Below are 12149 nucleotides of genomic sequence, written 5' to 3' on the forward strand. Positions count from 1 at the left end.
TGACGGCTCCCTGGTGCGTCACTTCATCCGGCGTTGTCGGCCAACCTATCGAAAAAACACCCGAGTTCAAGGCTTTGATTTCACAACCCGCGCTTGGCAATGGAGCTTGTTGCCCTTTTTTTCGGCACCACGACATTTGCTTATTGCCTTCCCTCCGCCGGGATGATCGAAATTGAACGCACTGCCCCAACACCCAAGGAGACCAGCATGGGCCCCCAGGTCGATCCCGTACCGTCCGATCTTGATCTGCCGTCGCGCGCCGACGTCGTGATCATCGGCGGCGGCATCATCGGCACCTCCGCCGCGCTGTTTCTCGCCGAACGGGGCGTCGACGTGGTGCTTGTGGAAAAGGGGCATATCGCCGGCGAGCAGTCGAGCCGCAATTGGGGCTGGTGCCGGCAGGCTCGCCGGGAATCGCGCGAGTTCGGCCTGATCCGCGAAAGCCTCAAGCTGTGGAAGACCATGGACGAGCGCGTCGGTGGCGACACGGGCTTCAAGACCACCGGCATCTTCTTCGCCGCCCGCGACGAGTCCACCGTCACCTCCTTCCGCGACTGGGTGCGCAACGCCGCCGACGCCGGAATCGAAAGCGAGATGATCGAGCGGACCGCCATCGACCGGCTGTTTCCCGGCGATCGCAACCCGGCGCCGATCGGGCTTTATTGCGCCAGCGACGGTCGGGCCGAACCGCAGAAGGCCGCGCCGGCCATTGCCGTCGGCGCGCGCAAGGCCGGGGCCAAGATCTTCACCGACTGTGCCGCCCGCGGCATCGAGACGGCCGGCGGCCGGGTCGTCAGCGTCGTCACCGAACGCGGCACCATCGCCTGCACCACGGCGGTGGTTGCCGGCGGCGCCTGGACGCGGCGATTCCTGAAGGACCTCGACCTCACCCTGCCGCAGCTCAAGGTGCGGTCCACCGTCGCGCGGACCAATCCGGTCGAGGGCGGCCCCGAATGCGCCATCCACGACGGCGTTATCGGTCTGCGCAAGCGGGCGGACGGCGGCTATTCCGTTGCCAACGGTCTGGCCAACGTAGCGCCGATCACGCCGGACAGCTTCCGCTTCTTCTTCGATTTCATCGGCATCTTCCTGCCGGAATGGAGGCATGTCAGCCTGCGCTTCGGCGAGCGATTCTTCGCCGAGGTGCGCGAGTGGGGTACCGTTCCGCTCGACCGTCCGTCCCCCTATGAGGCCTGCCGCGTGCTCGATCCGGCGCCGGATGTCCGCGTCGTCGACGCCGCTCTGGCCGAGGTGAAGCGCCGCTTCCCGGCCCTCGCCGACGCGCGCTTCGTGCAGCGCTGGGCCGGCATGATCGACGTGATGCCCGATCTGGTGCCGGTGATCTCGCCCGTCGACAGTCTTGCCGGCCTCATCGTCGCCACCGGCTTCTCCGGCCATGGCTTCGGCATAGGTCCCGGCGCCGGCCATTTGGTCGCCGACCTTGCCACCGGCGCCAAGCCGATCACCGATCCCTTCCATTTCCGCTTCTCACGCTATGCCGACGGCACCTGCCCGAAGCCGGAACTCGGTCTCTGACCAATTTTTCAGGAGCACCCTATGCGCCCGCGTACAGCCGCCGTCGACGGCGGTCTGAGTGTCGACCCCACCACGGGCGCCATCGCGCCGAACATTTCAACCTCGGTCAACAATGCCATGCATCCGGGCGACGGCGCCTTCTCCGCCGAAGGCGTCGACGATCTGGCCGCCCTGCCCTTCCTCTATGCGCGCTGGACCAATCCCACCGTCCGCCAGCTGGAACAGCGCGTCGCGGCGCTCGAGCATGCCGACGACGCGCTCGCCACGGCCTCCGGCGTGGCCGCCGCTGCCGCGATCTTCTTCACCTTCCTGAAATCCGGCGACCACCTGATCGTCAGCGACGTCTGCTATGCCGGCGTGCACGAACTCGCCCGCAACATCCTGCCTGACTATGGCATCGAGGTCAGCGCCGTCGATCTCTCCAATCTCGACGACGTCAGCGCGGCCGTCCGCCCCAACACCCGCCTCATCCATGCCGAGACGCCCTGCAATCCGATCCTGCGCCTCAGCGACATCGCCGGTCTGGCGGCCATCGCCCACAAGGCGGGCGCCCTTCTGTCCGTCGACAGCACCATGGCGACCCCGGTGATCACGCGCCCGCTCGACCTCGGCGCGGACCTGGTCCTGCATTCGCTGACCAAGTTCATGAACGGCCATGGAGACGCATTGGGTGGCATCGTCTCCGGGCGCACCGAGCTGATTGCCCGCCTGCGTTCGCGCGCCGGCGTCTATCTGGGCGCAACCCTTGGCGCCCAGGCGGCGTGGGCCATCATGCGCGGCATCGAGACGTTGCATGCCCGCATCCGCATGGCGACCGAGAATGCCGGTGAAGTGGCCCGCTTCCTGGAAGCGCATCCCAAGGTCAAGGCCGTGACCTATCCGGGCCTGCCGAGCCATCCGCAACAGGAGCTGATCGCCCGGCAAATGGCCCTGCCCGGCGCCATGCTGACCTTCCAGACCCATGATCCCGAGCGGCTGGCCGCCCGCATGGCCGAAAAGCTCAAGGTGTTCCACTACGCCTATTCGCTCGGCCATTCCCGCTCCATCGTCGTCTTCCTCAAGACTGACGACATCATGGCGTCCACCTTCCGCGCCGATGCAACCCGCCTTACCCGCTACCGGCAATTTGCCGGCGATGGCGTGTTCCGGACGTCGATTGGGCTTGAAGATCCCGCCGATCTGATGGAAGACCTCGACGCAGTATTGAACGCAGAAGGCTGACACATGACCATCACCATCCTCGACGGCGGCATGGGCCGTGAACTCCAGCGCAGCGGCGCGCCCTTCCAGCAGCCGGAATGGTCGGCGCTGGCGCTGATCGAAGCGCCGGAACATGTGTCCCGCGTCCACCGCGCCTATATCGACGCCGGCTCGGAAGTGATCACCACCAACTCCTATGCCGTGGTGCCGTTCCACATCGGCGAGCAGCGCTTTGCCGAGCGCGGGCTTGAACTCGTCGCCCTCTCCGGCCGACTGGCGCGCGAGGCCGCCGATGCGGCCGGACGACCGGTCAAGGTCGCCGGGTCGCTGCCGCCGGTGTTCGGCTCCTATCGGCCGGACCTCTTCGAACAGGCCCGCGCCGGCAGCCTGCTCGGCGTGCTTGTCGAAGGTCTCGCACCGCATGTGGACCTCTGGCTTGCCGAAACGCAGAGCTCGCTTGCCGAGATCCGCGCCGCCCGTCAGGCGACGGCCCACACCGCCAAGCCCTTCTGGACTTCCTTCACCCTCAAGGACGACTATCCCGCCGACCTGCCGGCCGACCAGCGCATCCCGCAGCTGCGCTCCGGCGAGACGGTGGCGGAAGCGGTCACGGTCGCCCGCGATCTCGGCGTGTCTGCCGTGCTGTTCAACTGCAGCCAGCCCGAGGTGATGGAAGCCGCCGTCAAGGCCGCCCGCGCCGCGCTGGGCGACGCCACCTTCCCCATCGGCGTCTATGCCAACGGCTTCCCGCCGCAGGGCGAAGAAGAGACGGCCAACGACGGCATCACGCCGATCCGCGCCGACCTGACGCCGGAGAAATATGGCCGCTTCGCCGCTGCCTGGATCGCCGCCGGCGCCACCATGGTGGGCGGGTGCTGCGGCATCGGGCCGGAGCATATCTGCGAAATGGCCGGCAAGCTCAGGGTCTGACGGTTCCCCGTCAGACCGCCAGTTCAGGCGCGCCGGTTCTAGTCTGCTCGTCGGCCACATGCGCACTGAGCATGTCGACGAACTTGTGGCCGTAGGCCGGCAGAGGCGCGCTGCGCGACCAGATGGCGGAAATCTCGAAGTCCAGCGACCGGCCGTCCACGGCGATCGGTCGCACCACCAGATCGGACTCGTAGGGGCGGATGGAGGATGGCAGCACCGCCACGCCGACACCGCCCTCGGCCATGGAAAACAGTGTGTGCGCCGACCCGCTTTCCAACGCCACGCGCGGCTCGAGGCCATATTGGCGGCAGGCTGCGTCCAGCATGGAGCGGCTGACATGTCGGCGGTTCAGCAGCAGCAGCGGGTGGACGCACACGTCCTCGACGCTGATCGGCTCGCTTGACGGATCGAGAAACTCCCGGCTGCCTACCGCCTGCACTTCAAGCCGCCCCAGTGGCACGGCGTCCACTTCGGCCGACTGGGCGTAGCTGCTGGCATTGATGGTCAGATGCACGATGCCTTCGCTGAGCCGGGCATTGAGTTCGGCCCCGCCGCCCTCTTCGAGGCGGATCTCCACGGCCGGATAGTCCTCGCGCCAGCGGCGCAGGAACAGCGGAAAATAGCGTTCGATCAGCTGTGAGCAGGCGCCGACGCGCAACACGCCGGCGTCGCCCTTGCGCAGGCCGTCGGCACTGGCGCGCAGCTTGCGCGTGGCGATCAGCACGTCGTTGATACGCGCCCGCAGCGCCTCGCCCTCCGGCGACACGCGGATCTTCTTGCCGATGCGGTCGAACAGCGACACGCCCAGCGTCTGCTCGATGCTCTGGATCTGGCGAGACAGGGCCGACTGGGTGATGCGCAGTTTCTCGGCAGCCACCGTCACCGAGCCACATTCGACAACCGTCATGAAACTCTGCAGCAACCTGTCGTCCATGGGGCCCTCACTCGGCTGGACCGAAGATCGTCCGGCAGCTCCGGCCCATGTTTGGCGCTGACGGCTTGCAAGTCAACGGCCCGAGAGCACATGACCGACGAGGGTGAACGGACTGGACAGGGTCGCGCCAATGGCGTCGAACACAAAGCCCCCTGCCTGGCGCAGCCCCACGGCGGCGCCTGGCTTGATCAGCTTGGGGTAAAAGGCGGCGATGTTGGCAAAGCGGTCGTGGCCGAGCGAGTCCGACGCCTCCACTTTGGAGATGTCGACGATCTGCAGATGCGCCTTGGTCGCGGCGGCCTGCACCTCCGGATCGGTCACATCCACCGCGCCGACGCGCTGCCGTTCGCCGGCAATGAACTGCGACACCGCCAGCGCCTTGTCGTCCGGGGAGACCAGAACCGTCATGGGCGGATCCATCGGCCCGATCACTTCGAGCTGCGAGCGGAACACATCCACGTCCACATCGGGCGCGGCGAGCACCACGTTCAGCCGCTTGATCACGTCGTCCTTGCCGGTGAGGCGCAACTGCCTGACCGCTTCCATGGTCAGCCAGCCCCCCATGCTGTGGCCGAGCAGCAGAATGTGGTCGTCCGGCAGCTTTGGTGCCCGCAAGCGCGCCAGCGACGTCAACAGTTCCACAAGCTGGTCGCGCGAATAGGTGGCCGCATCCTTGTCGGCCACATAGTCGGTGACCTCCGCCGCCGAAGGCCAGGCGAACAGCACGGCAGGGCCGTCGACGCCGGCATCCACCTTCATCTGCGCCAGGCGGAACAGGGCTTCCTGAAAATTGTTGTTGAAGCCGTGCACATAGACACCGGGACCGGTCAGCCTGGCGCGGCTGAGGTCGGCGGACACAGCCCGGTCGAAGCTCGTCTTGTCCAGACGGTGGGCAGCCACGGTGACAAAATCGGTGGCCGCCACCGGCACCGCCTTCGGCCATTCGATGGCCCCCGCCTTGTGGGCGGGCGGGATGGAAATGTCGAAGGATGCGTAGTTGATCGCGTTGGCGGGATCGTTGGAGTAGGAGAGCTCCGGCGTGCCCGCTTCGGCGCGCGTGGTGGCGACATAGACCGTCACCACCTTGGCGCCGGGCGCCGTCAGCGCCTGCGGCTTCAGGACCTCCGATCCTGGCCGCGATCCGCAGGCGGACAGAGCGATCGTGAGGCTCAAGCTCAGGAGCCCGAGCCAGACCTTGCGTGCCACTGCGGCCATTGCGACCTCTCCCTACCTGCGCGATCGATGCAAACCGGATGATCGGTAGGCGCCAGCGCTCACGATGGCAAGCCCGCTTGGCACGGACGCCCACCGTCAGGGACAGTGTGTCTTCAGCCGCCTCAGACCGTCAAGACAGTCGCCCCTATGGTACCGCGGCTTTCCAGAGCCCGATGCGCGGCCGCCGCATCCGACAGGGTGAAGCGCTGGTGCACTTCGGCCCGGATCTGACCCGAAGTGATCCGCCCGAACAGATCGGCCGCACGCGCCTCGAGCTCCGCGCGTTCCTCGATATAGTGGAACAGCATGGGCCGGCAGGCGCTGAGCGAGCCGCCTTGCGCCAGGAGCGGCAGCGCAAAGCCCTCGATCGGGCCGGAGGACTGGCCGAAGGAGACGAACATGCCGCGGCGGCGCAGGCATTTCAGCGACCCGGCCCAGGTGTCGCGACCGACGCTGTCATAGACCACGTCGCAGCCCTTGCCGCCGGTGATCTCCGTCACCCGGGCGACGAAGTCTTCGGTGCGATAGTCGATCACCTCCTGATAGCCATGCGCCTTTGCCAGGGCCACCTTCTCCGGCGAACCGGCGGTGCCGATCGCCTTCGCACCGATCGCGTTCAGCCATTGGCCCATCAGCAGCCCGACACCGCCGGCGGCGGCGTGAACCAGAACCGTCATGCCCGGCTCGACGCGGAACGTGGAGGTGACGAGATACTGGACCGTCAGGCCCTTCAGCATGATGGTCGCGGCCACGTCGTCGGCGATGCCGTCCGGCAGGCGCACCAGGCGATCGGCGGCAAGCGTGCGCGCCTGGCAATAGGCGCCAAGCGGCGTCGTATAGCCGACGCGGTCGCCGACCTTCAGGTGCGAGACCCCGCTGCCCAGTGCCTCGACCACGCCGGCCGCTTCGGCGCCGACGATGATCTGGCTGTCCGGCCAGGCGTACAGACCGGAGCGGAAATAGGTGTCGATGAAGTTGACCCCGACGGCCGTCTGCCGCACCAGGGCTTCACCCGGACCCGGCGCCGCCACGGCAACGTCGGTCCAAACGAGAACCTCCGGTCCGCCCGGCGCCGCGGCCAGCATGGCTTTTGACATGATCGCCGTCCGTTCAGATCTGGAACTCGGGATCAACCGGCACCTGCAGCGCCTGCACGATGGCGTTGGTCTCGCTCGCCATGCCGATCACCGACAGAAGTTCGGCATGCTGGCCGTCGGTCATGCCCTTGGCCTTGGCCTGCGCCGTGTGCGAGTGGATGCAATAGGAGCAGCCGTTCACGGTGGAGACGGCGATGTAGATCATCTCCTTGGTGATCGGGTCGAGCTCGCCGGGCGCGACCATCACTTCCTTGAGGCTCGCCCAGGTGCGCGCCAGCAAGGTCGGCTGGTTGGCAAGCGCCCGCCAGAAGTTGTTGACGAAATCCGATTTGCGCACGGCGCGGATGTCGTCGAACACCGCCTTGACGCGCGGATCGGCCTCCGCCTCGGCGTCGGTCCACAGTTTCACGGTTGCCATTGCTTGAACTCCCAGTCCCATGCCTGGTGGCCGGCAGGTGTGCGCGGCCACGCGTCGTCTTCGGTCTCAGTGCACCGCCGCATACATGATCTTCTTCTCCGTCGCGTCGGTGGGCGTGAATTCCTCCACGACGCGGCCCTGGCGACAGACGAGAATGCGGTCGGACAGTTTCAATATCTCCGGCAGATAGGAGGAAATGACCATCACGGCCAAACCCTCATCCGCCAGTTTCTCGATCAGGTGATGGATCTCGGCGATGGCCGCCACGTCGACGCCGCGCGTCGGCTCATCGAAGATGACGAGGCGCGGCTTCTGGATCAGCCCCTTGCCGATCACCACCTTCTGCTGGTTGCCGCCGGACAGTTCGATCACCCGCGCATCGGGGTTGATGGCGCGGATCGCCAGCGTCTTGCTCCAGCTCTCCGCCAGCCGCGCCATTTCCGACCGGCTGACGATCGGCAGCCGCTCCGCTCCCACCGACAGCAGCGACGAATAGAGGTTTTCGGCGATCGACATGGTCTCGAAGAAGCCCTCGACCTTGCGGTCTTCCGTCACGTAGACGATGCCGTCCTGCACGGCCGGGCGCGGGGTGTTGTAGCGCACGGGCTTGCCGTCGAGCCGCACTTCGCCGCCGCGATTGAAGTCGCGTTTCATCACGCCGGCGATGACCTTGGCCGTCTCGGTGCGTCCCGATCCCACCAGGCCGAACAGGCCGGTGATCTGGCCGGCATAGACCGAGAAGGACGTGTTCTTGACGATGGCGCCCATGGACAGGTCCTGCACGGACAGCACCTTTTCGCCCGCCTCGCGCACCGCGCTCTTGCGGCCGGTGGTGCCGCCGCCGACGGAGCGGCCGACCATCGCCTGGACGATGCTTTCGCGCGTGAAGTTGGCGGTGACGTCGGTTATCACCTTCTCGCCGTCGCGCATCACGGTGATGCGGTCGGAAATCTGCAACGCCTCCTCGATGGCGTGGCTGATGAAGATCACCGACACCTTGCGCTCCTTCAGCCGGCGGATCAGCGCGAAGAAATGCCGCTTCTCCTCCGGCGTCAGCGTCGCGGTCGGCTCGTCGAAGATGATCACCCGCGCCTTCAGGCGCACAGCGCGGGCGATCTCCACCATCTGCCGCTTGGCCGCGCCGAGGGTTGCCACCAGCGCGGTGGGATCGACGGTGAAGTTGAGCGACTGCAGGAACTGCTGGGCGGCAATGGCGACGCCGCGCAGGCGGTTGAACGCTTTCTCCTCGCCGAGGTACAGGTTCTGCGCCACCGTCATCGACGGCACCAGCGAGGTCTCCTGGAACACCATGGCGATGCCGCGCTTCAGCGCATCGGCGGGGCCGTCATAGCGTACCGGCGCGCCGTCGAGCAGCAGTTCGCCCGAGGTGGGTTCCACCACGCCGGCGATCATCTTGGTGAGCGTCGACTTGCCGGCGCCATTCTCGCCCAGCAGCGCGTGCACCTCGCCTTCGGCAATGTCGAAGTCCACGGCGTTGACCGCCAGGTTGCCGCGATAGCTCTTGGCCAGCGCGCGGGTTTGGATGAGCGGCGCCATCATGCGTCCCCCTCCACCTTGAGGATCAGATTGCCGCCGTTGCTGGCGACATAGAGCGCGCCGCCCGCTTCGACCACCTGGCGGACGCCATGGCGGCGGCCGTCTGCCCGGCTGTGCAGGCTCGACTGCGGACGCATCAGGCCGTCCAGCTTGACGACCAAGCCATAGGACCGGGCCGGAGCCCAGGGCTTGCGCACGCCCATCACCACCACGCCGCCGCATTGCAGCGGTTCGAGGAAGGAGTTTGCCGAGGTCATCTGCGGCGCGATCCAGAACTCCCGATCGATGGTCTCGATCATCTCGGCGCGGTAAGCGTCTTCCTGCAGCACGAACTCGACGAGGCGATTGCGCGGTGCCATCACCGCGAGCCAGGCGCCCCCGTCGGCGGCGCGGCTGAGATTGGCGGGATAGCCGGCGATGTCCGCAAGAATGACGGCCCGCCGCCCGCGCCCGTCTGCGGCTACCCGCGTCAGGCAGTGGCGCGAGGCCTCCGCGACGATCAGCGAGTGATCCGGCTCGACAAGAATGCCCGCCGGCCAGGCGAGCCCGTGGGCCAGTTCGGTCGCCTCCCCATCGGACAGGTCGAGCCGCCACAAGCTGCCGCTCGCCCCCTTGCGCATCAGGTCGCCGATCCAGTCGGTCGCGCTCGCACTGGTCGACCCCTCGGCCACGAACAGCATGTGGTCGCCGGCTGTGGCGAGCGCCGTCGGGCAGATCAGCTTGTGATCGCCGAGCCTGGTGATCACCCGGCCGTCCTGCCGCCCGCCGAGGCAATGGAGTTCGCCGCTCTCCAGCGCGACCACCAGACCGCCGTCTGCAAAGGCCGCCAGCGCGGTGATCCGGCCGTCGAAGCGGCGGATGGACCGGGGCGCGCTACCGTCAAGTCTGATGGCCAGCAAGTCCTCATGGGAGGCGACCACCAGCCGGTCCGCCTGGGCGACGATGGCGGCCGGACGATCCACCTCGGCGAAAGCGATGGCCGTCTCCAGCGCGCTGTTGGGGCGCAGGGCACCATCGAGTGGCGGAATGGTCACGGCCTTGCCGCGGAACGGGTCGAGGAAGCGATCCCACCACATCAGCGTGCCTCCTCAGTCGTGGCCGCCGTGCCCCAATAGGATTTCCAACTGGTCCAGTCGGGATCCGCCCCCGGGATCGGGAAGCGACCGATGCGGTTGTTGAGGATGCCGCCGATGAACAGTTCGCCCTTGTGCTCGCGCATGGAGGTGACCATCGGGTGGCTCTGGCCGGTGAGATCGCCGAGGGTCGCGACGATGCGGCCGGTCTCGTCGAACTTCACCACACCGCCGGTGTTGATGTTGGGGAACAGCCAATCGTCCTGCGGCAGGCGACGCGTCATGCGCTTGCGGAAACCGGGGTGGCGCAAGCCGAGGTCGAAGCTGGGCGTGCGCATGCCGAGCCAGGCCATCCAGTAGGTGCCGTCCGAAGCGCGGTTGATGTTGTCGGGATAGCCGGGCATGTCGGCGATCACGCATTCCATGCGTCCCGCCTTCGGCCCCTCGATCCAGTAGCGATGCACCGAGCAGGCCCAGCTTTCGGCGATGAAGATCGACTTGCCGTCATGGGCGAGACAGACGCCGTTGGCATAGCGCAAGCCGTCCTGCACCGTGCGTGTCTTGCCGGTTCTCGGATCGTAGACCAGCAGGCGACCGGTCGGCCGGCTCTCGATGGAGTCCAGCGCCCAGTCGTGGGCATCGTAGCGCGTGGTGGAGTCGGTGAACCAGATGCGACCGTCCGGGCCTATGTCGCAGTCGTTGGGATCGCGCAGGCGCGCGTCGTCCACCACCGACACCAGCGACCGGTTGGTCTCGGTCGACAGCTGGGTGACGGTGCCGTCGCGTGCGATGGAATAGAGCCCCATGGCGCCGACGCACGTCTTGATCGAGCCGTCTCGATCCATGGCAAGGCCGAGCGGGAAACCGCCGATATGGGCGAACACCTCCTGGCGCGTGTAATCGGGCGCGAACCAGCGCACGATCTCGCCATGGCGCGTGCCGGCATAAAGGTTGCCGTCCTCGTCGAGGATCACGTCCTCCGGCCCTTCCACCTCGCCCCGCGCGATGGCGGCGGCGGCGGACAGGCGGTCATTCAGGGCATAGGGGCCGCCGGAGTTGGGTAGCGCGGATTCGCCCTCGCTCATGCGGTGATGCACCGGCGCCACATAGATCTCCGCCAGCACCTTGTGCCGGTTCTTGGCCCAGCGGATGTCCAGCACCACGGCCAGCGCCAGCATGAAGCCGAGCACCAGCTGGTTCGATCCCGTGCCATAGCCGAGGCGGATCAGGCCGTTGGTCATCACCAGCACGGCGATGGCCCCCATCAGGCCCTTGGCGATGGAGCCGCGCCCGCCGCCGAGGCTGTTGCCGCCGACAACGGCGGCCGTGATCGCTGCCAGTTCCAGCCCTGCCCCGGTGCCGGGGCCAGCGCCCGACAGGCGCGCGCCGAACAGGAAGCCGGCCACGCCGCAGGACAGGCCCGAGATCACATAGGTGAGAAACACCGTCCGGCGCACGTTGATGCCGGCGTTGTAAGCCGACCGGCGCGAGCCACCCACGGCACTGATGTGCCAGCCCATGCGCGAGCGGCTGATCACCACATGGGCGAGGATGGCAAAGATCGCCGCGATCAGGAAGCTGATGGGCAGACCCAGGAAGGAGCCCGTGCCGATGAAATCGAAATTGTCGTTCATCACCGGCGACATCTGCAGCTGCTTGCCGAAGGCGATGATCAGGATGTCATAGGCCGAACGGCCCATGATCAGCGTCACCAGCGTGGTCAGGAAGGCGCGCAGGCGCAGGACGCCGATGAGAAAGCCGTTGAAGGCGCCGCAGATCGCTCCCGTCAGCAGCGACACCACGAAGGCGAGACCAACTGGCAGGTCCCACATGTAGATGGACACGACGGTGGAGAACACCGACAGCGCGTAGATCGAGCCGACCGACAGGTCGATGCCGCCGCCGAGCATGACGATGGTCAGCCCGATCACCACTATCAGGAACTCGCCCAGTTGCCGGGTGGTGTCGATCAGGCTTGCCGGCGAGAAGAAGCCGTTGATGGCGCTACCAAAGACCGTCACCACGATGGCCAGCAGCAGAAAGGGCACGAGATTGTCGGCCCAGCGCTTGGTCAGGATTTCGCCGATCAGATGGTCGGGAACGTAATTGTAGCGGAGCCGGGACAGGCTCTCGGGAACGCGCATGGCACCAACCGCTCAGACTGGGAACATCATCACTTTGGAAAGGCG

Annotated in this window: 10 protein-coding genes; 3 read left to right on the forward strand and 7 right to left on the reverse strand. The window is 66.8% G+C overall.

Going from position 1 to position 12149, the window contains the following annotated elements; all coding sequences use genetic code 11:
• Nucleotides 1-207 precede the first annotated feature (207 nt).
• Genes L2I41_RS11995 through L2I41_RS12005 form a run of 3 tightly spaced genes read left to right on the forward strand, consistent with a single transcriptional unit; the run spans nt 208 to nt 3666 of the window.
• A complete protein-coding gene (locus tag L2I41_RS11995) occupies nt 208-1536 on the forward strand; it encodes an NAD(P)/FAD-dependent oxidoreductase (RefSeq protein WP_237153803.1) in 1329 nt (442 codons plus the stop codon).
• A 21-nt stretch (nt 1537-1557) separates the two neighbouring features.
• Nucleotides 1558-2757, forward strand: coding sequence for a trans-sulfuration enzyme family protein (locus tag L2I41_RS12000; RefSeq protein WP_237153804.1), 1200 nt, complete (start codon nt 1558-1560; stop codon nt 2755-2757).
• 3 nt (nt 2758-2760) lie between these two features.
• A complete protein-coding gene (locus L2I41_RS12005; RefSeq protein WP_237153805.1) occupies nt 2761-3666 on the forward strand; it encodes a homocysteine S-methyltransferase family protein in 906 nt (301 codons plus the stop codon).
• 10 nt (nt 3667-3676) lie between these two features.
• Here L2I41_RS12005 and L2I41_RS12010 read toward each other — a convergent pair whose 3' ends face one another.
• The 7 genes from L2I41_RS12010 to L2I41_RS12040 all read right to left on the reverse strand — a co-directional run bounded on the left by L2I41_RS12010 (nt 3677) and on the right by L2I41_RS12040 (nt 12104).
• Nucleotides 3677-4600: a LysR family transcriptional regulator gene (locus L2I41_RS12010; RefSeq protein ID WP_237153806.1), complete on the reverse strand. Its 924-nt coding sequence runs from the start codon at nt 4598-4600 to the stop codon at nt 3677-3679.
• 72 nt (nt 4601-4672) lie between these two features.
• Complete coding sequence (locus L2I41_RS12015; protein WP_237153807.1) at nt 4673-5815, reverse strand: alpha/beta hydrolase; 1143 nt, start codon at nt 5813-5815, stop codon at nt 4673-4675.
• 122 nt (nt 5816-5937) lie between these two features.
• Nucleotides 5938-6912, reverse strand: a complete 975-nt coding sequence (locus L2I41_RS12020; protein ID WP_237153808.1) for a quinone oxidoreductase family protein — start codon at nt 6910-6912, stop codon at nt 5938-5940.
• Between the two features lie 13 nt (nt 6913-6925).
• Nucleotides 6926-7330, reverse strand: a complete 405-nt coding sequence (locus L2I41_RS12025) for a carboxymuconolactone decarboxylase family protein (RefSeq protein ID WP_237153809.1) — start codon at nt 7328-7330, stop codon at nt 6926-6928.
• 66 nt (nt 7331-7396) lie between these two features.
• Nucleotides 7397-8887: a sugar ABC transporter ATP-binding protein gene (locus L2I41_RS12030; protein ID WP_237153941.1), complete on the reverse strand. Its 1491-nt coding sequence runs from the start codon at nt 8885-8887 to the stop codon at nt 7397-7399.
• Nucleotides 8887-9963 (reverse strand): SMP-30/gluconolactonase/LRE family protein, encoded by a 1077-nt coding sequence (locus L2I41_RS12035; RefSeq protein WP_237153810.1) that lies wholly within the window; start codon nt 9961-9963, stop codon nt 8887-8889. The genes L2I41_RS12030 and L2I41_RS12035 overlap by 1 nt, the downstream gene beginning before the upstream one ends.
• On the reverse strand, nt 9963-12104 hold the full coding sequence (locus tag L2I41_RS12040) for an ABC transporter permease (RefSeq protein WP_237153811.1): 2142 nt from the start codon (nt 12102-12104) through the stop codon (nt 9963-9965). The genes L2I41_RS12035 and L2I41_RS12040 overlap by 1 nt, the downstream gene beginning before the upstream one ends.
• Between the last annotated feature and the right edge of the window lie 45 nt (nt 12105-12149).

This window comes from Oryzibacter oryziterrae, from assembly GCF_021864535.1.
Lineage (GTDB): Bacteria > Pseudomonadota > Alphaproteobacteria > Rhizobiales > Pleomorphomonadaceae > Pleomorphomonas > Pleomorphomonas oryziterrae.

What these genes read in the sequence shown, in the direction of transcription:
- L2I41_RS11995 (WP_237153803.1), top strand. Translation starts at nt 208, where the DNA reads ATGGGCCCCCAGGTCGATCCCGTACCGTCCGATCTTGATCTGCCGTCG.
- L2I41_RS12000 (WP_237153804.1), top strand. Translation starts at nt 1,558, where the DNA reads ATGCGCCCGCGTACAGCCGCCGTCGACGGCGGTCTGAGTGTCGACCCC.
- L2I41_RS12005 (WP_237153805.1), top strand. Translation starts at nt 2,761, where the DNA reads ATGACCATCACCATCCTCGACGGCGGCATGGGCCGTGAACTCCAGCGC.
- L2I41_RS12010 (WP_237153806.1), bottom strand. Translation starts at nt 4,600, where the DNA reads ATGGACGACAGGTTGCTGCAGAGTTTCATGACGGTTGTCGAATGTGGC.
- L2I41_RS12015 (WP_237153807.1), bottom strand. Translation starts at nt 5,815, where the DNA reads ATGGCCGCAGTGGCACGCAAGGTCTGGCTCGGGCTCCTGAGCTTGAGC.
- L2I41_RS12020 (WP_237153808.1), bottom strand. Translation starts at nt 6,912, where the DNA reads ATGTCAAAAGCCATGCTGGCCGCGGCGCCGGGCGGACCGGAGGTTCTC.
- L2I41_RS12025 (WP_237153809.1), bottom strand. Translation starts at nt 7,330, where the DNA reads ATGGCAACCGTGAAACTGTGGACCGACGCCGAGGCGGAGGCCGATCCG.
- L2I41_RS12030 (WP_237153941.1), bottom strand. Translation starts at nt 8,887, where the DNA reads ATGGCGCCGCTCATCCAAACCCGCGCGCTGGCCAAGAGCTATCGCGGC.
- L2I41_RS12035 (WP_237153810.1), bottom strand. Translation starts at nt 9,963, where the DNA reads ATGTGGTGGGATCGCTTCCTCGACCCGTTCCGCGGCAAGGCCGTGACC.
- L2I41_RS12040 (WP_237153811.1), bottom strand. Translation starts at nt 12,104, where the DNA reads ATGCGCGTTCCCGAGAGCCTGTCCCGGCTCCGCTACAATTACGTTCCC.